Origin of the sequence: Chryseobacterium sp. YIM B08800, from assembly GCF_026163565.1 — a bacterium.
Taxonomy (GTDB): domain Bacteria; phylum Bacteroidota; class Bacteroidia; order Flavobacteriales; family Weeksellaceae; genus Chryseobacterium.
In genome coordinates this window covers 1-19,701 of sequence record NZ_JAPDKN010000019.1, presented here as the reverse complement: position 1 = coordinate 19,701, position 19,701 = coordinate 1, and the positions used below count along the sequence as shown (strand labels likewise).

General features: G+C 33.3%; 20 protein-coding genes. 6 read left to right on the top strand and 14 right to left on the bottom strand.

Going from position 1 to position 19,701, the window contains the following annotated elements; genetic code table 11:
* Nucleotides 1–731 precede the first annotated feature (731 nt).
* Complete coding sequence (locus tag OEW74_RS08725; RefSeq protein ID WP_265428099.1) at nt 732–1,502, bottom strand: DUF3108 domain-containing protein; 771 nt, start codon at nt 1,500–1,502, stop codon at nt 732–734.
* 154 nt (nt 1,503–1,656) lie between these two features.
* Here OEW74_RS08725 and OEW74_RS08720 point away from each other — a divergent pair, with 154 nt between their 5' ends.
* Together OEW74_RS08720 and OEW74_RS08715 are read left to right on the top strand one after the other, a co-directional pair.
* Nucleotides 1,657–2,712, top strand: a complete 1,056-nt coding sequence (locus tag OEW74_RS08720) for an NAD(P)/FAD-dependent oxidoreductase (RefSeq protein ID WP_072952612.1) — start codon at nt 1,657–1,659, stop codon at nt 2,710–2,712.
* A 78-nt stretch (nt 2,713–2,790) separates the two neighbouring features.
* Nucleotides 2,791–3,120, top strand: a complete 330-nt coding sequence (locus OEW74_RS08715; protein ID WP_074229948.1) for a 2Fe-2S iron-sulfur cluster-binding protein — start codon at nt 2,791–2,793, stop codon at nt 3,118–3,120.
* A gap of 70 nt (nt 3,121–3,190) precedes the next feature.
* Here OEW74_RS08715 and OEW74_RS08710 read toward each other — a convergent pair whose 3' ends face one another.
* The 10 genes from OEW74_RS08710 to OEW74_RS08665 form a co-directional block, all read right to left on the bottom strand.
* Nucleotides 3,191–3,508 (bottom strand): type II toxin-antitoxin system RelE/ParE family toxin, encoded by a 318-nt coding sequence (locus OEW74_RS08710; protein ID WP_265428098.1) that lies wholly within the window; start codon nt 3,506–3,508, stop codon nt 3,191–3,193.
* Nucleotides 3,499–3,741 (bottom strand): hypothetical protein, encoded by a 243-nt coding sequence (locus OEW74_RS08705; RefSeq protein WP_265428097.1) that lies wholly within the window; start codon nt 3,739–3,741, stop codon nt 3,499–3,501. Before OEW74_RS08705 ends, OEW74_RS08710 begins: the two co-directional genes overlap by 10 nt.
* An 86-nt stretch (nt 3,742–3,827) precedes the next feature.
* Nucleotides 3,828–5,981, bottom strand: coding sequence for a prolyl oligopeptidase family serine peptidase (locus OEW74_RS08700; RefSeq protein ID WP_265428096.1), 2,154 nt, complete (start codon nt 5,979–5,981; stop codon nt 3,828–3,830).
* 43 nt (nt 5,982–6,024) lie between these two features.
* Entirely contained in the window at nt 6,025–6,606 is a 582-nt protein-coding gene (locus OEW74_RS08695) for a TIGR00730 family Rossman fold protein (RefSeq protein WP_265428095.1), read from the bottom strand.
* 14 nt (nt 6,607–6,620) lie between these two features.
* Nucleotides 6,621–7,085 carry a GNAT family N-acetyltransferase gene (locus tag OEW74_RS08690; RefSeq protein ID WP_265428094.1) on the bottom strand — a complete coding sequence of 155 codons (465 nt, stop codon included), beginning with the start codon at nt 7,083–7,085 and terminating at the stop codon, nt 6,621–6,623.
* A 79-nt stretch (nt 7,086–7,164) separates the two neighbouring features.
* Nucleotides 7,165–7,464, bottom strand: a complete 300-nt coding sequence (locus tag OEW74_RS08685) for a type II toxin-antitoxin system RelE/ParE family toxin (RefSeq protein ID WP_265428093.1) — start codon at nt 7,462–7,464, stop codon at nt 7,165–7,167.
* Entirely contained in the window at nt 7,448–7,681 is a 234-nt protein-coding gene (locus OEW74_RS08680; RefSeq protein WP_265428092.1) for a hypothetical protein, read from the bottom strand. The genes OEW74_RS08685 and OEW74_RS08680 overlap by 17 nt, the downstream gene beginning before the upstream one ends.
* 134 nt (nt 7,682–7,815) lie before the next feature.
* Nucleotides 7,816–9,261, bottom strand: a complete 1,446-nt coding sequence (locus tag OEW74_RS08675; protein ID WP_265428091.1) for an aminoacyl-histidine dipeptidase — start codon at nt 9,259–9,261, stop codon at nt 7,816–7,818.
* A gap of 111 nt (nt 9,262–9,372) precedes the next feature.
* A complete protein-coding gene (locus OEW74_RS08670; protein ID WP_265428090.1) occupies nt 9,373–9,864 on the bottom strand; it encodes a hypothetical protein in 492 nt (163 codons plus the stop codon).
* A 68-nt stretch (nt 9,865–9,932) separates the two neighbouring features.
* A complete protein-coding gene (locus OEW74_RS08665) occupies nt 9,933–10,535 on the bottom strand; it encodes a hypothetical protein (protein ID WP_265428089.1) in 603 nt (200 codons plus the stop codon).
* A 167-nt stretch (nt 10,536–10,702) separates the two neighbouring features.
* Between OEW74_RS08665 and recR the strand changes: the two genes are divergently transcribed.
* Nucleotides 10,703–11,314, top strand: coding sequence for a recombination mediator RecR (recR, locus tag OEW74_RS08660; protein ID WP_074229938.1), 612 nt, complete (start codon nt 10,703–10,705; stop codon nt 11,312–11,314).
* Nucleotides 11,315–11,316: 2 nt separating this feature from the next.
* On the top strand, nt 11,317–12,156 hold the full coding sequence (locus OEW74_RS08655) for a glycosyltransferase family 2 protein (protein WP_265428088.1): 840 nt from the start codon (nt 11,317–11,319) through the stop codon (nt 12,154–12,156).
* 50 nt (nt 12,157–12,206) lie between these two features.
* On the opposite strand, the gene secG is transcribed toward OEW74_RS08655, so the two are convergent.
* The 3 genes from secG to OEW74_RS08640 all read right to left on the bottom strand — a co-directional run bounded on the left by secG (nt 12,207) and on the right by OEW74_RS08640 (nt 16,090).
* Nucleotides 12,207–12,551 (bottom strand): preprotein translocase subunit SecG, encoded by a 345-nt coding sequence (gene secG / locus OEW74_RS08650; protein WP_265428087.1) that lies wholly within the window; start codon nt 12,549–12,551, stop codon nt 12,207–12,209.
* Nucleotides 12,552–12,675: 124 nt separating this feature from the next.
* The gene (locus OEW74_RS08645; protein WP_265428086.1) at nt 12,676–14,721 is read right to left on the bottom strand and encodes a M16 family metallopeptidase; all 2,046 of its coding nucleotides are present in this window, start codon (nt 14,719–14,721) and stop codon (nt 12,676–12,678) included.
* Between the two features lie 55 nt (nt 14,722–14,776).
* The gene (locus tag OEW74_RS08640; RefSeq protein WP_265428085.1) at nt 14,777–16,090 is read right to left on the bottom strand and encodes a M16 family metallopeptidase; all 1,314 of its coding nucleotides are present in this window, start codon (nt 16,088–16,090) and stop codon (nt 14,777–14,779) included.
* Nucleotides 16,091–16,305: 215 nt separating this feature from the next.
* Here OEW74_RS08640 and OEW74_RS08635 point away from each other — a divergent pair, with 215 nt between their 5' ends.
* Both OEW74_RS08635 and OEW74_RS08630 read left to right on the top strand, forming a co-directional pair.
* Nucleotides 16,306–18,639, top strand: a complete 2,334-nt coding sequence (locus tag OEW74_RS08635) for an ATP-dependent helicase (RefSeq protein ID WP_265428084.1) — start codon at nt 16,306–16,308, stop codon at nt 18,637–18,639.
* Between the two features lie 196 nt (nt 18,640–18,835).
* Entirely contained in the window at nt 18,836–19,657 is an 822-nt protein-coding gene (locus OEW74_RS08630) for an alpha/beta hydrolase (protein ID WP_265428083.1), read from the top strand.
* Nucleotides 19,658–19,701: the final 44 nt, after the last annotated feature.

The following is a 19,701-nucleotide window of genomic DNA, read 5'->3' as shown; positions in this document are numbered from 1 at the left end:
TGAGTTCTTAATCATTTCCTGCTTAATTGACTAAATACCTCAATGTTAAAATAAGAATAAACAAAGTTTATTTTAATTTAGAAATTGAAGATTATCTCCTTTCAGTCGATGAATGCTATTTCGACGTAGTCAAAATTAAGATAAAGGCAATAGAAAAATATTTAATAAAAATTTAAACACGCTCTTAAACTTCTTATTTAACCACAAAAATCTTTAAAGATCTTTGATTTTTTTCTTCTTTTGAGAATTAATTATTCTACTATATAGCAAATGTTTTCGTAGATAAACATCTACAAGCCTAACGAGATACATCTACAATTAATATTGGGAAGATAGCTCTATATCTTACTATTTTTACACTATGAAAGATGAACAAAAAGAGTTTCTTTACAGATCATTTTTTTGAGTCATTAATCTAAAATTAAGTTCAGGATTTTTTTAATATTAAAATAAGAATGAATTTTGAATCTGATTTTGAAAACATAGATGATGAAAAAAGAAAAAGTGTCTGATTGCGGAGCTGAAAAGCTCTGCAAAAAGATACTAAAAAGTAGTATAAACACAAATTGATTTTTTAAGGCACAAATGATGAACCCTAAGTATTATTTACAAAGTTGAGTTTTGTATAATATGAACAGGGAAAGTTTTTTCATAGTAATACTTGGGAAATAATCCCACAAGTATGTTAATTTAGGTTGGTAAGCCTCCGGAATTCTTTTTCAGAGGCTTTTTTATTTTGTAAACTTTAACGGAAATTTTACATTCTTGTAATCATCAATACTTGCTTTTAAAGAGCCAACCGCCAATTCTGCTTTCAGTAACAAAGGAATGTGATTATAGTCGTTGCTTACCCACATCGTAACACCTTCTTTTTCTTTAAAAACTCTGCCGCTTTTTACCGAAGGAATGATTTTTAAAGCATTAATAGTACCGAACTTTGTCTTTAAATTCTCGGTTCCAATCACTTTAAGCTGGAAAGGAAACATTTCGTCATCAATCCATACATTCATATTAATAATCGTTCCTACTTTCAATTCTGCAGGCGTTTTACTTCTCAGATAATAAAAGCATGAAAGCATGTCTTGCACACCTTTTACCGATTTTATTGTTTTTGAACCATTTGCCGGAGTTTTCTTATCTGTTAAAATCAATGTCTGATTATCGTGATTAAAAACGGTTTGCAAATGTTGTCTGTAACTACCTTCTTTTACATTTCTTACATAAAAGCTTGGTAATTCTGTATCGATATTAATATAGCTTTCGTATAAATCTTCCACTTTAAAAAAAGCTTTCACAGCACCTGTTGTTTGCCCGGTTCCTTTTACATATAAATGAGGAGTGCCTTTGTAATTAACTTTTTTGGTAGTGAGATTTGCGATTCCGGCATTTAGAAACCCATAATGTATTCTTAAAGAGATCGATTCGCCATCGGCTACATTGGTCAATTGAGAATAGCCTAAAAAGAAAGTAAATATGGTAATAATGTGGAGTATCTTCTTCATAATATAAATTTTGCAAAAACACTGCCAAATTTTTCATTATCAGCTTTTTGCGTCTTTTTGATAAATCTCAGTTTTTTATTTGAGTATAATTAAATATGCTTCGCATTAAAATTAGTAAATTTGCTGCTATTAAATATTAAATTATCATCATATTATGATCACTACAGATATATTGATTATCGGAGCAGGACCTACGGGACTTTTTGCCGTGTTTGAAGCAGGTCTTTTAAAAATGAAATGTCACATTATCGATGCACTTCCACAACCGGGAGGTCAGTTGGCAGAATTATATCCTAAAAAACCGATTTTTGATATTCCGGGTTACCCGTCTGTAAATGCAGGTGAATTGGTAGATAATCTAATGGAACAAATCAAACAATTTCAGCCAGGATTCACTTTGGGAGAAACTGCAGTTTCTTACACAAAAGTTGATGATGAGTGGTTTGAAGTTGTAACTAATAAAGGTACCGTTCACAGATGTAAAGCTATTGCTATTGCAGGAGGTTTGGGAACTTTTGAGCCTAGAAAACCTACAATGGATAACGTTGCAGATTATGAAGAAAAAGGTCTTGAATATTTTGTAAAAGAGCCAGAACATTTCAGAAATAAAAAAGTAGTTATTGCCGGAGGTGGAGATTCTGCCTTAGACTGGAGCGTTTTCTTATCTAATGTGGCGAGTGAAGTAACTTTGATCCACAGAAGAAATGAGTTCAGAGGTGCTTTAGATTCTGTAGAAAAAGTTCAGGATTTGAAAAACCAAGGTAAAATTAAATTGATTACTCCTGCTGAAGTTACCGCAATTAAAGGTGACGGAAAAGTAGAAGCAATCACAGTTGCTGTTGACGGACAAGATCCTTACGATATTGAAACTGATTATTTTATTCCATTATTCGGATTGACGCCAAAATTGGGTGAAATCGGAAACTGGGGATTGAATATCGAGAAAAATGCAATTGTAGTAAACAATGCTTTAGACTATCAAACCAATATTGACGGAATTTACGCAATTGGAGACATCAATACCTATCCTGGAAAATTAAAGTTAATTCTTTGTGGTTTCCACGAGGCGACTTTGATGTGTCAGAGTGTTTATAACAGACTAAATCCGGGTAAAAAATTCGTTTTAAAATATACAACCGTAAGTGGAGTAGATGGTTTCGACGGAAGCCGTAAAGAAGCTGAAAAAGCAGTTGTAAAGAAAATAGACTAATCTTGTTGTTAGTTGTTGGTTATTAGTTGTTAGAAAAACAAAAACCATCAACTATCAACCATTAACCATCAACGAAAGATGAGCGATATAAATATAAAAATCACCGATAGAGAAGGTGTTACTCACGAAGTGGTTGCTCCAACAGATATGTCAATGAATTTAATGGAAATCATCCGTTCTTATGAATTGGCAGAAGAAGGTACCATCGGAGTTTGTGGCGGAATGGCAATGTGCGCTTCATGTCAGGTTTATGTACTGGAAGATCCGGGACTTGAGCCAATGGGTGATGAAGAAGATGCAATGTTGGGCGAAGCTTTTCATGTGGAAAGCAATAGCCGATTGGGTTGTCAATTACACATGGTTCCTTCAATGGAAGGTCTTGCTGTAGCAATTGCTCCTTATCCTTAAAGAAATTTTAAACAACATAAAAAAACTCCTGAAGATTTTTCTTCAGGAGTTTTTTGGTTTTTAACTAAAGTTATTTTGTTTCCTTTAATTTTAACGGATTTTGTCTTGAATCAAAGACATTTGCGATAATAACTTTATTTGTTTTTACGTTGATGTAATAAATAATTTTATAATTTCCAGAAACAAGATATCTAAATTCTTGTTTTCTTTCGATTAATAATTCTTCTATTTGTCCAGCCTTGTTATTCTGTTCTAAAATTAAAGTTTTATCAACAATTTCATTAATAATTTTCTTTGCAATTTTAATTCCTGCCTTGAATTTATAATATTGAAAAATATCATACAATTTATCTTCTGCAAATTGCGTCCAAAAAATTTCTAATCCCATTTTTGGATTTTACTTTTTAAATCTTTTGCATTAGTTATTCTTTCATTAGCTTCATCGTTAATTGCATTATCAATTTCATTATTAAATTGCTCTAAAGACATTGGCTTTAAATTTTTGTCAAAATTTTCAGATTTAATTTTATGAAGTAGATTTTCCAGAGTACTGATCATTTTTTCATTATCAATCCTTAAAAATTCTTGAACAAGCAATATTTTACGAGCTTCTAAATTCATAATTTTTAATATTTTAAATCAAATTTAGCTTTTTTTGATTATTAAAATGAATATTAACAGTGATAATTTTTTAAGGAAACTTTATTTTAATTTTTAGAAGGTTGAAAATTCGGATGCCCCACTTGCCACAATGCAAATGAATAAATATCTGCATATTCTTTAAAAACAACATCAAAATCGCTTGTAAAATGCCCGTTATCATAGTTTGCATACAATAAGGTAGGTTTTCCTGAAGCTGAATTATTTTGTAAAATTCCCGCAAATTTTCCAGGCATCCAAGGAACAACTCTGGAATCATTCATACCGACACGTACAATTACGGCAGGATATTTTTCACCTTTTTTTACCTTGCTTTGAGCATCCATTTCAATTAAATGTTTGGTGTCTTCTTCATTTTTAATAGATCCAATTTCTGGAATTTGGTTGGGACCGTTTGCAGTCGTTTCAGATCGTAATGTATTGGTCATGCCAACTTCTGCAATGGCTACGGCATAAAGATCAGGTCTTTCAGTAATCGCTCTTCCAATAAGAATTCCACCTGCACTTACACCGTTTCCGATTAGTTTTGAAGGAGAAGTATATTTTTGATCAACCAAATATTCCGAGCAAGCAATAAAATCTTTCCAGGTATTGGGTTTTGTAGCTTTCATGCCTTCTTCATGCCATTTTTCGCCTTTTTCGCCACCACCTCTTACGTGAGCAATGGCAATAACAACTCCTTGTTCTAATAAAACGGAAAGTCTCGTTGAGAAACGAGGCTCATAAGAAATTCCGTAACCACCGTAACCTGTTATATAAGCTGGATTGCTACCATCCATTTTCATATTTTTAGGGTAAATAATAGAGAGTGGAACCATTACACCATCGTGGCTTTTTACTTCAACTTCTTTTACAGTATAAAGTTGATTATAATCAGGATAATTGCTTTCGGAATTAATAAATTTACTTTTTACTGGATTTCCTTTTTCCGGATTGTATTCATAAGACGTTAATGGAGTAAGCCAATTGACATTGCTACAGAAAATGTTATCATTTTCACGTTGGTTAAGTGATAACGAACCATTTATTCCCGTTGGAAAATTAATTTTTTCACCATTAAGAGTATTAATATTTATTTGATATTTATCTCTGATGATCCCATTTCCTAATGAATAATAAAGATAATTTTTAGAATTGTGGATGCCGCTAATTACGCTGTCTTTACTTTCAAGAACAACCACTTTTGCATTAGTAAAATCAGGATTTGATAAGCTCGTTAAGGTAATTTTGTAATTAGGAGCATCTTTATGAGTGAGAAGAAAAAGCTTGTCACCTGAAATAAATACATCAGTAATATCATCCGAAGACTTTACAATCTGTCTCCACTTAATTTTTTTATTTTTTAATTCGGAATAAGGTGCAACAAAAATGGGGTTTTCTGATTTTGTAGAGCTTAATCTTAAAACAAGATATTTATAATCATCAGTAAAATAAATGCTTGTAAATTGCTCCGTTAAAGCATTTAATTCTGGATAATTTTCTCTTGAGGCTAATATTTTATCGGTTTTTGTATCAGTTCCAATGACATGCAACATTGCTTTCATGTCTTTTAAAAGCATATTGCTTTTCGGATCTGCAGTACTCATTTTAGTATAAATGATAGCTTTGTCATCTGGTGTAAATTCAAATGCAAATTCGCTCCAGATAGGACCAATTTCATCCTTTAGAAATTTCTTGGTCGTAAGATCTAAAATTCTTAAATCACAAATTTCACCTCCTGATTTTGATAATAAAATAGCTATTTTCTTAGCTTTAGAATCAACCATGAAATTGGTGATTTGTGTGTTTTTTCCAAGAGTTTCGGGATCAAAAATCAATGTTTCTTTTCCTGTTGAAAGGTTTCTAGAATAAAGTTTCGAAAGATTTTCACTCTTTTTTGTTTTGGTATAAAAGTATGTGTTTTGTCTTTCCAATATCCCGCCAAAAGAATCACCGTTCATTCCCTGTACCTCTTTCATACGCTTATAAAGATCTTCACGATGCGGAATTTTATTAATCACGCTATGGCTAAAGTCTGATTGAGATTTGAACCATTTTTCTACTTCGGGGCTTTTGCTATCTTCCAGCCATCTGTAATTATCTGTGATTTTAGTTCCAAAATAATCGTCAACAACAGGAATTTCAGGAGTTTTCGGATAATTATATTGTGCTAAAAATAAATGACTCGCAAATAAACTTGCAGATAGAATTATGTTTTTCATAATTGTATTTCTTATTGGTGTGAAAATGATATTTGCAAATGTACTAAACTTCCTCCTTTGAAATCCATTTTCCAACGGTTGGAGCCTTATAATTTCTCATTTTTTCCAAAAGTTCATCAATAGAATCACTAACCGAAAGCATTTCCTGATTGATTTGTTTTAAAAATCCTTTATCAACCATTGTCTGAACCAGTTTAATTAAATCATCATAAAATCCGTCGATATTCAGAATAGCAATTGGTTTTTTATGAAGCCCAAGTTGAGCCCAGGTAATCATTTCGAAAAACTCTTCCAAAGTTCCGTAACCTCCGGGAAGAACAATCACACCGTCGCAAAGTTCATTCATTTTGGTTTTTCTTTCGTGCATGGTTTCTACCAAAATAAGTTCGGTAAGATTTTGATGCGCGATTTCTTTTGACTGTAAAAAATGGGGGAGAACTCCAATTGCTTTTCCACCTTCCTGTAAAACTCCGTCTGCTACAGCTCCCATCAATCCTACATTGGCGCCTCCATAAATAAGTTGGATGTTTTGCTTCGCTAAAGTTTGTCCTAATAAAGTTGCCTGTTCTTTATATATTTCGTCCGAACCAAAACTTGATCCGCAAAATACGGTGATACTTTTCATAATTTATTTTTCAATTATTTTTTCCATTTTATTTTTACAGCAGACATGATTTCTAATTCAAGTCTGATTTCGGATAAAACTTCAAATTCATTTTTTAAATAAAATTCTAACGGAGATTTATAAAAATTACCATTAAGCTTTTTGTCATTGTTATTGTCGATAACCCAACCGTTTAACTCATTTTTAGACTGTTTCAGTTTATTCAAAACTTTCGTTCCCCAACCTTTACCATGAAGGTTTTCAGAAAGAATGATCGCAAACCAAGTTTCATTTTCTCTTTCAAATGTTATTGCCCAACCCTGAATTTTTTCATCATCATTCAATAAAAGAAAATGATTGACTTCATTGAGTTTTTCAAGATAGTTTTCAAATCCATCGATACTTTTATAAGCCAATTTTTCAGGATATTCATTATTCCACAATTGCAGGATCTGTTCTTTTTGTTCTTGGCTGACTTGATGGGTGTTTGTGATTTTCATTGGTGTATTTTAAATTTTATTATGCAGGAAAACTATTGATAAATAAAGTGAAAACTATTATAATCAATAAATTTTGAGTTTAGAGTTTTCTTTTAACAGGAGATTGTCGATTTGAGAAAAATGATAAGATTTCTACATTGTTGTCCTTAATACGATAATATGCAGTGTTAAAAGTAAGGATAATCGCCTTGTGAATGTTTGTCTGTTCAGACTTTGGAAAAATATATGGATTCTGAGAAATGATTTCCGAGAAACTTTCGATTTTACGGGCAAGTTTTGTGATTTCTTTATCTGAAAAGTTTTTTTGAAGATATTCAATTGTTTTCTCCAACTCGCTCAATGCATTTGGAGTCCACGAAATATTATAGCCACTTTTCATAGAGCTTTCTTGCTTCAGAATGCGGTTTTACATCATTTTCATCAGCTTCTGCTATTCCTTTTTCAATTGATTTTTTCTCTTCATCTGAAATAGAATTCCACCAGTCTTTTGTCTCTTCTTTTCTGAACTCAACTAGCTTTTTGATAATAGAAGTATCTTCCAAGGTTGATAACCATTGAATTAGTTCAAGCTTTTCGTTGAGAATCTGTGAGTTCATAATTCCTATTTCTTATTCAAATTTATGATTTTTAAATTAAATTTTAATTCTAAAACTTCAAATCCGTGAAGAAAAGAAACAAAAATATCCAAAATCAAAAGACTTTGGATATTTTCAAAATAAAAATTACATTCTTATTTCAATGGAATATTCGCTAAAATATCTTTTGTGAAACTCCAGAATTTCTGGGTTGAAGAAATATTTGCCTTTTCATCTGGAGAATGAGCTCCTCTGATGGTTGGCCCGTAACTTACCATTTCCATTTCTGGGTAATTAGCACCGATAATTCCACATTCTAAACCTGCATGACAAGCTACAACGTGAGGCTTTTCTGCAAATTTTTCTGTGTAAATCTTTTCTAAAACTTGTACAATTTCAGAACCTGGTTTTGGTTTCCATCCTGGGTAAGAACCGCTAAATTCTACATTCATTCCGGCTAATTCTGATACCGATTTCAATTGTTCAGCAACAGAATCTTTAGACGAATCAACAGATGATCTTGAAAGGTTTAAAATTTTCAGACCACCTTCTTTTAATTCTACTCTTGCCACATTGTTTGATGATTCTACTAAATCCTGTACATCCGGGCTCATTCTGTAAACCCCGTTGTGAAGAGATTTTAAAACCAGAATAATTTTCTTTGAATCTTCTACAGAAAGCGCTTTATCTGCGCTTGTAGAATTTTCAATATTAATTTGAAGATGAGCTTCAACAGAAGCAAATTCTTCTAAAATTTCTTTTTTAATTCCGTTGGTTACATTTTCAATAAATTCACCAGCGTTTCTCACAGAAATTAAAGCTACAGATTCTCTTGGGATCGCATTTCTCAAACTTCCACCATCAATTGAAATTAATTGTACGTTTTGATTTTCCAAAGCTTTGTAAAGAATTCTGCCCATGATGATATTGGCATTTCCAAAACCTTTGTGGATATCCATTCCTGAATGTCCGCCTTGTAAACCTTTTACTTCTATTCTTACAATTTGTCCGTTAGAAGCTTCTGTTGCATAGTTTTGGGTTACGGTAACATCAATTCCACCTGCACATCCTATGTCGATTTCGTCATCTTCTTCTGTATCTAAATTTAAAAGGATTTGTCCGGTTAATTGCCCCGGTTTTAAACCTAAAGCTCCGGTCATTCCTGTTTCTTCATCAATAGTGAAAAGAGCCTCTAAATCAGGATGTGGAATGTCTGAACTTTCAAGAATCGACATAATAGTGGCAACTCCTAATCCGTTATCTGCTCCTAAAGTGGTACCTTTTGCTTTTACCCAGTCTCCGTCAACTTCCATCTGGATTCCTTGAGTTTCAAAATCGAAATTTACATCGTTATTTTTCTGGCAAACCATGTCTAAGTGCGACTGCATAACAATCGATTTACGGTTTTCCATTCCCGGAGTAGCCGGTTTTTTAATGATCACATTTCCTACTTCATCTACTGTAGTTTCCAGTCCTAAATTTTCACCAAATTCTTTGATGAAAGCAATTACTTTTTCTTCTTTTTTTGACGGTCTTGGAACTGCATTTAATTTGGAGAAATTTTTCCAGATAATTTGCGGTTCTATATTGGATAGTTCCATAAAAATTTATTTTTATCAAAATTACGAAATAAAAAATGCTCCCGAAATTCAGGAGCAATATTTTTGCTAATTGCTAATTGCTAATTGCTAATTGCTAATTGCTAATTGCTTTTAACATCCACATTCACCATAAATAGGAATGGTCGTTTTGCTTCCGTCTGGTTTTTCAATGGTTAAAGTGCCTTCAAAAAGCAAAGCTTCTTCATGTTTTATTTTTTTACCTTTTACAGAGATTTTATAATTCTCATTTTCAATTTCTTTAGTTAGTTCTTCATCTGCCTCCATATCGCTTGAGGAAATCAAATTCATCGCAATTCTTTTTCCGTCGAGTTTCATGTAAGCAGTTTTTCCTGCATCATCAGCATAAATGTATTGTTCGTTTTCAAAATCTGCTTTGTTTTTTGCAAAATAGCAAGAGCATTCTTTGATCTCTTTTGGAAAAGGAAATACATCAACTAAAACTTTCTCAGGTGCAGGATTTGTTTTTGCAGAATCCTGAACAATATTCAGAGAATCTGCTGGCTTTGAATCTGTAACAGTTTCTTTTTCCTTTTTACAGGCAACCAAAGTTAAGGCTGAAAAGAGAATGATAAAATATTTCATTTTTTATTTTTTTAAATTATAGCTTCGAGTTTTATGCCAAAAGCTAAAAGCTAGTTGCTAAAATCAAATTACCCTCTTGCTCTTTCAAGTAAAACCATCATCAAAAATGATAAAACAACAAGACTTTCATCTTCATCATCAATATCGATTAATCGGTCTAATTGAAATCTTCTTCCAAAGAATGAAGGCATTTTTTTTAGCTTAAAATATTCTTTTCCATCCATTCCTTTTACGGTGTAAGATGGATTTAGGAAATATCCGGTAAAAGCTCCTATTATTGGAATTTCGCCAACTATTCCGTCGAAAAACTTAACCCATGCATTATCTTCTGTAATGGTAAATTTTTGCTGATCAGCTTCATCCAAAACATTATATGTAGATTTCCAGATAGAACGCATTCCCTTTCTGGCTAATCTTCCGAAGCTTTTTCCAAGAGTGTCTTTAATGGAGTAAGATGCATTAAAATCAATCCATTGATTAGCCTGAATTCTGAACAATTCTTTGGTTTTGCTTTCGTCGTTGAAAACGATAACGTCTTCTTTTAGTTTAAACATTTTCTGACGAACATAAGCTACATAGTTTCCGTGTCGGTCTGTAATGTTGAAATCGCTGGCCAAAGTTGTGATTTTAAATTTAAAATCCAGCGGATAGTTGAGGTTGTTAAGTACCATTTAGTTTATTTCTGTTTAATATTTTGATGATCAAAGATAGTGGTTTTTTCAGATTTATGAATAATTCTACAAGGCGAGATTGCTAATGAAATTTTACCCTTCAAAGTTATTGTGTAAATAAGCATTAACTAATCACATTTTACATCTATAATTCTTATTTTTGTACTATGGATTACCCAAGTAAAGTATTGGCAAAAGCAGTTGAAGAGATTTCCGGACTTCCGGGTATCGGTAAGAAAACCGCTTTGCGTCTTGCACTTCATTTACTTAAACAGCCTAATTCTAGGGCGACAAGTTTGGGGACTTCAATCATCAATCTGGTGAATGAAATTAAATACTGCAAAGAATGCCACAATTTTTCTGATTTTGATATTTGTGAAATCTGCAGCAACGATAAACGCAGCAATGAGCTTATTTGTATTGTGGAAGATGTACGAGATGTTATCGCCATTGAAAATACCGGGAAATACAGAGGGAAATATCTTATTTTAGGTGGAAAAATTTCTCCAATGGAAGGAGTTGGTCCTCATCAACTGAATATTCCAAGTATTGAAAAGAAGTTACAGCAAGGTTTGGCAAAAGAATTTATTTTTGCTCTGAGTGCAACCATGGAAGGCGATACTACAGCTTATTATATTTACAAAAAGTTTAAAAATTCAGGTGTTCAGTTTTCAACGATTGCAAGAGGAATTTCCGTAGGTGATGAACTAGAATATGCAGACGAAATTTCTTTAGGCAGATCGATTACCAACAGACTTCCATATAACGAAAAGGATTAAAAATGAGTAAAAAACTTTCAATCATTATCGTTAATTACAATGTGACCCAACTTTTGAGAAACTGTCTGAATTCTATTCAGAAATATAGTGATGAAGTCGATTATGAAGTTATTGTGATCGATAACAAATCTACAGACAGTTCGTGGGGAGACCTTATTCCGGAATTTCCAAAAGTACATTTTATTGCTTCTGAAATAAATGGAGGTTTTGCTAAAGCTAATAACAAGGCGATAGAAACAGCAACCGGAGAGTATCTTTTGATTTTAAATCCGGATACGGAATTGGAAGGATTTTATTTAAATGAAATTTTAGATTTCGCTGATTCTAAACCTAATTTTGGTTGTCTTGGGGTAAGAATGCATGATGCTAACGGAAATTTTCTTCCAGAAAGCAAACGTTCGGTTCCTGATATGATCAATTCTTTCGAAAAATTATTTACCAACTTTAAAAAGAAAAACTCAAAATCATATTACCGAAATGATGTAGATGAATATGGAGTCGCAGAAGTGGAAGTGATTACCGGAGCATTTTTCCTGGTTAAAAAGGATGTTTACGAAAAAGTTGGAGGTTTAGACGAGAGTTATTTTATGTACGGCGAAGATATCGATTTGTGCTACACATTATTGAATAACGGTTATCAAAATTACTATTACGGAAAAGCTTCTATCCTTCATCATAAGGGCGAAAGTACGGTGAAAGATGAAGTGTACCTCGAAAGATTTTACGGAGCGATGCAGATTTTTATAGATAAGTATTACAGAGAAAGTAAGCCTTTGCAATACTCATTTATGAAAGCAGGTTTGAAGCTAAGGCATAAAATAGAAAAAATTAAACTCAAATAAAAAAGCAACTCCATCGAGTTGCTTTCATTTTATCTTAAATAAAGTATTTCTTATTTATTTGCCGGAACACTTACCGGAGCCGAAGACTGAGAAACTGGAGCTTTTCCTGCAGGAGCTTCTTTAGTTGGGGCTTGAGGAATTACCGGTGCTGCTTGTTTAGGTTTACCAGTCACAACAACGCTTATCAAGATAAGAACGATGATTACTGCTCCTAAAGTCCAGGTTGATTTTTCCATAAAATCATTAGTTCTTTGTACTCCAAACTGTGCAGAAGATGCCCCTCCGAATGTACTAGAAAGACCGCCACCTTTTGGGTTTTGAGCCATAACAACGATTACCAATAAAACGCTGGCAATCATAATAAGAATCATTAATAGTGTAAATATAGTATCCATTAATTTTAATATCTTTTTGAATGGGCAAATTTAATGTTTTTTTACCGAACCACAAAATAAGATTTGCGCTAAAAATAGAAAACGGCAGCAATTGCTACCGTTTTCATTAAAAATATATTAATTCTTATTTGAAGTCAGAATCTTTAGCTTGGTTTAATTCGTATGATTTTACTTTCATCACCATATCCATTCCCATTTGATTAACTGTGATTGTATAAGGCATTTTCACACCAGCAACATCTTTGTAATCAGCAAAAGTAGTAGGAACTGTGAATGTCTGTCCTTGTGCAGATACTGTTTCAGTCTCACCTGTTTTAAGACCAGTTTTTACGCTATAGTAATAAGCTTTATCACCTGCTTTGATTGCATAAGAATCTTCACCGTTGATTTTTTCAATTCCTGTCAATTTGTAATCTGCAGATTTAGCAAAACCTAGTTCTTCGAAAAGCTCAGTATTTTTTAAGTTGTCAGCGATTTCTTCCTTAGTCATCTGAACTTTTTGTCCCATTTGCTCAGAATAACCTGTTTTTCCATCAAAAACTTGTTTTTGAACTGTCATTCCACCAGCAGAAACTGTTTGAAGTTCTTTTCCACCTTGAGCTTTAACAATTTTGAAATCAAGGTTTTGTCCTTGCATAGACATTGATGCATTCGTTGTATATGAATTCACTTTTGCCAGATTAGCTTTTCCACCAATTGCATTAATGTATTTATCAACAACAGAAGCTACTGTTACGCTTGCATCAACTTTCTGAACTGTTGGTTTTGCAACAGGATTTGCATACGCATCATAATATTTTACAGGGTATCCTAATTTTTCTAATCCTTCAGAAATATCAGACGCTTTACCAGCGATAAAAATTCTGCTTTGGTTTGGCAAAATAGTTGCTTTTACTGCGTTAGAAACGTCAGCAGCAGTTACTTTATCAATCGATTTTAAGTAATTAGTATAAAAATCATCCGGAAGATCCTGAACTTTTTGGTTAACTGCAAATCTTGCAATAGTTGCAGGCTGCTCTAATGCCATGATGAAGCTTCCTTTCAATTTAGCTTTAGCATTGGCAAGTTCGTCAGCTTTTACAGTAGAAATTCCGTTGATTTCGTTCATGAATTCTTTTACTGCTTTATCAGTAACCTCGTTTCTTACACTAGCTTCAGCAGAGAAAGAAGGAGAATATTTGCTTGCGCTCATATCTGAATAAGCTCCATAAGTGAACCCGTTTTTCTCACGAAGATTCATGAAAAGTCTAGCTTCTCCACCGCCACCAAGAATGTAGTTGGCAATTGTTGCAGGGAAGTAATTAGGATCTTTCATTTTCAATGTGTTCAGGTTCCCTACAGAAACTACAGATTGTACTGCAGAAGGAACATCTACTACATTGATTTCAGTTTTAGCTACATTTGAAGCAGGCTCTAAAGCTGGGAATTTTGTATCAGCTTTTTTCCAATTGTTGAAAGCTTTTTCAACCATTGGTTTTACCTTGTCAAATTTTACATCACCAACGATTACCAAATAAGCATTGTCTGGAGCGTAATATTTTTTATATACATTCTGAACGTCAGCTAATTGAATTTTGTTGATAGATTCTTCTGTTTCAAATTCTCCTCTTGAAGTGTTTTTTCCGTAAGCTAATGCGTTAGAAACTCTAGAAGCGATTGCATCTGCACTCTTTTCTGAAGATTTTAAACCTTCAATAGCTCTTTCTTTAGATTTTGTGATTTCTTCAGCAGAAAATTTAGGATTGATGATTGCATCAGCCATTAAATTTAAAACTTCAGGGAAATATTTTGAAAGAGAGTTTGAAGAAGCTCCTCCGGTAGAGAAGTTTAAGTTAGCTCCTAAAAAGTCTACTTTTTTGTTGAAAGCATCCTTGCTTAAAGTAGTCGTTCCGTTACCAAGCTGATCTGCCATGATTTCGCTTACTCCGGTTACATCACCTTCAAAATAAGGCTGTCTGTCCATAGAAAGACTTACGTTTACTCTTGGTAATTTATTGTTTTCAACTACCATTACGGTCATCCCGTTTTTAAGTTGAAAAGTTTTTGGTTTTGCAATGTTAATCGCAGGAGTTGGTCCTGGTTTCGGCATTGCGTTAATATCAATTTTTTGTGCAGAAAGCATTCCTGAGAATAAAAATGCTACGGCTATATAGGTAAATTGTTTTTTCATTGTAAAAAATTTAAAAATTTATAATCATATTTAAAACTTGAAGTTTTTTATACGATTACTTTTTTTCAGGTAAGTAGTTAAGGATGATTCTTTGGTTAGAATTTAAATACTTTTTAGCCGCATTCTGTAAATCCTGCTTTGTGATAGATTTATAGATGTCGATTTCCTTGTTGATTAAGTTTGTATCTCCCATCAATACGTGGTTTGTAGCCAATGAAGCTGCAATTCCCTGAATGCTTGAGTTTGCATTTACAAACTGATTTTCATACTGATTTTGAAGTTTTTGATAATCTTCGTCAGAAATTAAAGTCGTCTGAAGTTTTTTAATCTCAGCATCGATGTCTGACTGTAAAGTTTGCTTTGATGTTGATCCCATCGGAATTGCAAAGAATGCGAAAATACCGTAATCTTCAAGACCTTGGTTGAAAGCTGCTACCTGAAGCGCTTTTTTCTCCTGATCTACCAATTTTTTATATAAAACTGAAGACTTTCCGTTGCTTAAATAAGAAGAAAGCATGTCTAAGATGTAAGCGTCTTTTTCTTTGTTACCCGGCGTTCTGTATGCAAAAACATAAGCAGGAAGCTGGATGTTCGGGTCGTATGCTGTAACTTCTTTTTCTTTTGTGATTGGCTCATCTTTCGGGAAGTTTTTAGGATAAACCGTTCCTTTAGGAATTGCTCCGTAATATTCCTGAATCCATTTTTTAGTTTGTTCAGGTTTAATATCTCCCGCTACAACCAAAGTTGCGTTGTTTGGAACGTAATATTTTTTATAGAAAGCCTGGAACTCATCTAATTTAGCTGAATTCAAATCATCCATAGATCCAATTGTAGACCAATGATAAGGGTGCTTTGTGAAAAGGTTTTTCTGTACATTTGTGAAAAGATTTCCATAAGGCTGGTTATCCATTCTCAATCTCTTTTCTTCTTTTACAACTTCTCTTTGAGTATCTACACCAACCTGGTTGATTACTGCGTGACGAAGTCTTTCAGATTCCATCCAAAGTCCCAATTGTTCGTTGTTTGAAGGGAAAGTTTCGTAGTAATATGTTCTGTCGTTTGTAGTGTTTGCGTTGTTTTGTCCACCATTTGAAGAAACGATTTTAAACCATTCTCCTCTTTTAATGTTTGGAGTACCTTCAAATAAAAGGTGCTCAAAAAAGTGTGCAAAACCTGTTCTTCCAACTACTTCATCTTTTGCTCCTACATGGTACATTACACCTGTAGTTACTACCGGTGCAGAATTATCTTGGTGTAAGATTACGTGTAGACCGTTTGGTAAATCATACTCTTCAAATTTGATTTGTTGCGCATTTAGCATTGCTCCGAAAAAGGCAGCAGCTGCAACACTAAGAAGTCGTTTTTTCATAAAATAGAAATTGTTTTGTCAATGAGTTGTAAAATTAGACTTATTGTTACAAAATTTTTAATATTTTTTTAAGAATTTTAAATGACGACTGAATTTATAACGTTTGATTTTCGTTCTAAAACCTTATTCAGTTTTGCTTCGGTAATGGAAATTAAATACAAATTTGAATTGTCCTCATAATACACTAATTTTGTCATCCAAAATTTTTTTGCAGCATGGAGGATTATTTGAAAGGACTGAATGAATCACAATTTGAAGCCGTTACCACTTTACAGGGACCTTTGATGGTACTTGCAGGAGCCGGTTCCGGAAAAACCCGTGTACTCACAATGCGTATTGCGCATTTGATTACCAATGGAGTAGACCCTTTCAATATTTTGTCTTTAACATTTACCAATAAAGCCGCTAAAGAAATGAAAGAGCGTATTGCGAAAGTTGTAGGACAAAGCAATGCGAGAAGTCTTTGGATGGGAACTTTTCACTCTGTTTTTGCAAGAATTCTGAGAAGTGAAGCGCATTATTTGGGCTATCCTTCCAATTTCACAATTTACGATCAGCAAGACTCTTTGAATGTGATCAGGAAAGTTCTGAAAGACATGAATATTGATGCTGATTTGTATAAACCTAAAAAAGTTCAGGCTAGAATTTCAAATTATAAAAATAATCTGATTACCGTAAAAGCATATTATAATAATCCTGAATTAATGGAAGCTGACGAAAAAGCCAACATGAAATTCATCGGAAAAATTTATGAAAAATATGTAGAAGCTTGTTTCAAAAATGGTTCGATGGATTTTGATGATTTATTGTTGAAGACCAATGAGTTGTTGACGAGGTTTCCCGAAGTTTTAGCAAAATATCAGGACAGATTCAGATATATTTTGGTAGATGAGTACCAAGATACAAATCATTCTCAGTATTTGATTGTAAAAGCTTTAGCTTCAAAATTTGAAAATATTTGTGTGGTAGGAGACGACGCACAGTCAATTTACTCTTTCCGTGGTGCGAATATTTATAATATTTTAAATTTCAAAAAAGATTATCCTGATGCGGTAACTGTTTCTTTGGAACAGAATTACCGTTCGACACAAAATATCGTTAATGCAGCAAATGTTGTGATTGCGAAAAACCTTCAGCAGTTCAAGAAAAATGTTTTCAGTGAAAATGAAGAAGGAGAAAAAATTAAAGTGTACCGTTCGCTTTCCGATGCTGATGAAGCCAATTTCGTTGCCGGAAATATTTGGGAGCTTAGAAACAGAGAACAGAGAAAGTTCAGCGATTTTGCAATTTTATATCGTACCAATTCTCAAACAAGAGCTTTTGAAGACTCTTTGAGACGTAAAAATATTCCATATAAAGTGTATGGAGGTTTGTCTTTCTACCAAAGAAAAGAGGTAAAAGATTTGATTGGTTACCTTCGTCTTTTGGTGAACGAAAATGACTCTGAAGCCTTAATGAGAATTATCAATTACCCAACAAGAGGAATTGGTGAAACCACTCAAAATAAATTAATTGTTTTTGCAGATTCGCAAAATCTTCCGGTGTCTAAAGTTTTAGATAATCTGGCGATTTATGCTCCGCAATTGAAATTTAATAATGGTGTTTTAACCAAACTAAGCGATTTTTGGTCGATGATTAAAGCGTTTCAGGTTTTACTTAAAACAGAAACAGCCTACAGCGTTGCAATGGAAGTGGCAAAACGAAGTGGTTTGATTAAATTTTTAAAAGACGATCAAACTCCGGAAGGAATTTCGCGTGTAGAAAACGTTCAGGAATTAATGAACTCGATGCAAGGTTTCATTGAAGAACAAATGCAGATAGAAGATGGTGATCCTAGTTTGCCAAATTTTCTTGAAAATATTGCGCTTTCTGCTGATACACAAAGAAAAGATGATGAAGAAGATATGGTTTCTTTAATGACGATTCACCTTTCAAAAGGTCTTGAATTTCCGGTGGTGCATTTAGTCGGATTGGAAGAAAATCTTTTCCCAAGTTTTATGAGTTCGGCAACCCGTGAAGATTTGGAAGAAGAAAGACGTTTGTTTTACGTCGCTTTAACAAGAGCAGAAAAACAGGCATTTTTCTCCTACGCAGTTTCCCGTTTTCAATGGGGGAAAATTACCGATGCCGAACCTTCACGATTTTTAAGTGAAGTTGATGAAGAATATATTGAATTTTTAAACCCTGCGATTGAGAAGAGATTCATCAACAATTCTGGAATTACTTCTAATATTTTTGATGAGCATCCTTCTGAAATGAAGAGCTTTAAAAAGATAGAAAAGAAAACCATCTCTAAAACTGAAAATGATAAACCGATTGCTGAACCGAGAAAACTAAAACCTGTAGCAACAGCAAGAATTATCAACCCAAGCGGAGCTTCTTCCCAAGATATTGAGGTTGGCGATAAAGTGAGACACGACCGTTTCGGAATCGGAGAAGTTGCTTTCCTAGATGGAACCGATCCGCAAAATATCAAAGCGAAAGTAGTCTTCTTGCACGAAGGCGAGAAGAATCTGATTTTGAAATATGCTAAATTGACGAAGATTTAAGTCATTGCGAGGAGCGAAGCGACGAAGCAATCTCAAAAATATTTCCGTTAGCCACGAATACACGAATTTTATGTTTAATAAAATTATGTTTATTCGTGAATTCGTGGCGATTCTATACGTAATTATCCGTGAAAATCTGTGTATTCTGTGGGACTTTAAAGCATCAATTCCTATTTAAACTTCAAAATATTTAAAAATGAAAAAGCTTCTTTTAATATTCTTTCTTACTACTATTTCAATTCAGATTTTTTCACAAGACTATAATACAATCAGTAATATTCATTACTATGATGAGAAAACAAATAAATCTGATGTTTATATCAATGAAAGATGTGTTTTAGATGTTTATATTCCTACAAATATTAAAAATTTTTCAACGATCATTTGGTTTCATGGCGGCGGAATTACAGGCGGGCAAAAAGAAATTCCCGAAGAATTAAAAAATAAAGGAGTTGCTGTAGTTGGAGTAAATTACAGACTTTCTCCCAAAGTAAAAGCTCCTAAATATATTGAAGATGCAGCTGCTGCAACAGCATGGGTTTTTGAAAATATTAAAAATTACGGTGGAAATAATGAGAAAATTTTTATTTCAGGACATTCTGCAGGAGGATATCTTGCCATTATGGTTGGTTTAGATAAGTCTTATTTAAATAAATATCATATTGATGCTAACAAATTGGCTGGAATTATTCCTTTCAGCGGACAAATGATTTCTCATTTCACAACAAGAAAAGAAAAAGGAATTGATGAGCTTGATGCAAGAATTGATGAAATGGCGCCTTTACATTTTATTAGAAAAGACGCCCCGCCATTGCTTTTAATTACAGGCGACCGTGAAAAAGAACTTTTCGGCAGATACGAAGAAAACGCTTACATGTGGAGAATGATGAAGTTGAAAGGTCATCCTGATACAACATTGTACGAATTGGACGGTTTTGATCATGGTGGAATGGCTCATCCTGCTTTTCAGTTGCTTTTAAATGAGATTAAAAGAATTGAAAATCTAAAGAAAAACTAATTTCAGATAAAAAATTATAAAGTTTCGGCGCGGGCAAAGCCCGC

Excerpts from the sequence above, each read along its gene's own strand:
- OEW74_RS08725 (WP_265428099.1), bottom strand. The coding sequence starts at position 1,502 with ATGAAGAAGATACTCCACATTATTACCATATTTACTTTCTTTTTAGGC.
- OEW74_RS08720 (WP_072952612.1), top strand. The coding sequence starts at position 1,657 with ATGATCACTACAGATATATTGATTATCGGAGCAGGACCTACGGGACTT.
- OEW74_RS08715 (WP_074229948.1), top strand. The coding sequence starts at position 2,791 with ATGAGCGATATAAATATAAAAATCACCGATAGAGAAGGTGTTACTCAC.
- OEW74_RS08710 (WP_265428098.1), bottom strand. The coding sequence starts at position 3,508 with ATGGGATTAGAAATTTTTTGGACGCAATTTGCAGAAGATAAATTGTAT.
- OEW74_RS08705 (WP_265428097.1), bottom strand. The coding sequence starts at position 3,741 with ATGAATTTAGAAGCTCGTAAAATATTGCTTGTTCAAGAATTTTTAAGG.
- OEW74_RS08700 (WP_265428096.1), bottom strand. The coding sequence starts at position 5,981 with ATGAAAAACATAATTCTATCTGCAAGTTTATTTGCGAGTCATTTATTT.
- OEW74_RS08695 (WP_265428095.1), bottom strand. The coding sequence starts at position 6,606 with ATGAAAAGTATCACCGTATTTTGCGGATCAAGTTTTGGTTCGGACGAA.
- OEW74_RS08690 (WP_265428094.1), bottom strand. The coding sequence starts at position 7,085 with ATGAAAATCACAAACACCCATCAAGTCAGCCAAGAACAAAAAGAACAG.
- OEW74_RS08685 (WP_265428093.1), bottom strand. The coding sequence starts at position 7,464 with ATGAAAAGTGGCTATAATATTTCGTGGACTCCAAATGCATTGAGCGAG.
- OEW74_RS08680 (WP_265428092.1), bottom strand. The coding sequence starts at position 7,681 with ATGAACTCACAGATTCTCAACGAAAAGCTTGAACTAATTCAATGGTTA.
- OEW74_RS08675 (WP_265428091.1), bottom strand. The coding sequence starts at position 9,261 with ATGGAACTATCCAATATAGAACCGCAAATTATCTGGAAAAATTTCTCC.
- OEW74_RS08670 (WP_265428090.1), bottom strand. The coding sequence starts at position 9,864 with ATGAAATATTTTATCATTCTCTTTTCAGCCTTAACTTTGGTTGCCTGT.
- OEW74_RS08665 (WP_265428089.1), bottom strand. The coding sequence starts at position 10,535 with ATGGTACTTAACAACCTCAACTATCCGCTGGATTTTAAATTTAAAATC.
- recR (WP_074229938.1), top strand. The coding sequence starts at position 10,703 with ATGGATTACCCAAGTAAAGTATTGGCAAAAGCAGTTGAAGAGATTTCC.
- OEW74_RS08655 (WP_265428088.1), top strand. The coding sequence starts at position 11,317 with ATGAGTAAAAAACTTTCAATCATTATCGTTAATTACAATGTGACCCAA.
- secG (WP_265428087.1), bottom strand. The coding sequence starts at position 12,551 with ATGGATACTATATTTACACTATTAATGATTCTTATTATGATTGCCAGC.
- OEW74_RS08645 (WP_265428086.1), bottom strand. The coding sequence starts at position 14,721 with ATGAAAAAACAATTTACCTATATAGCCGTAGCATTTTTATTCTCAGGA.
- OEW74_RS08640 (WP_265428085.1), bottom strand. The coding sequence starts at position 16,090 with ATGAAAAAACGACTTCTTAGTGTTGCAGCTGCTGCCTTTTTCGGAGCA.
- OEW74_RS08635 (WP_265428084.1), top strand. The coding sequence starts at position 16,306 with ATGGAGGATTATTTGAAAGGACTGAATGAATCACAATTTGAAGCCGTT.
- OEW74_RS08630 (WP_265428083.1), top strand. The coding sequence starts at position 18,836 with ATGAAAAAGCTTCTTTTAATATTCTTTCTTACTACTATTTCAATTCAG.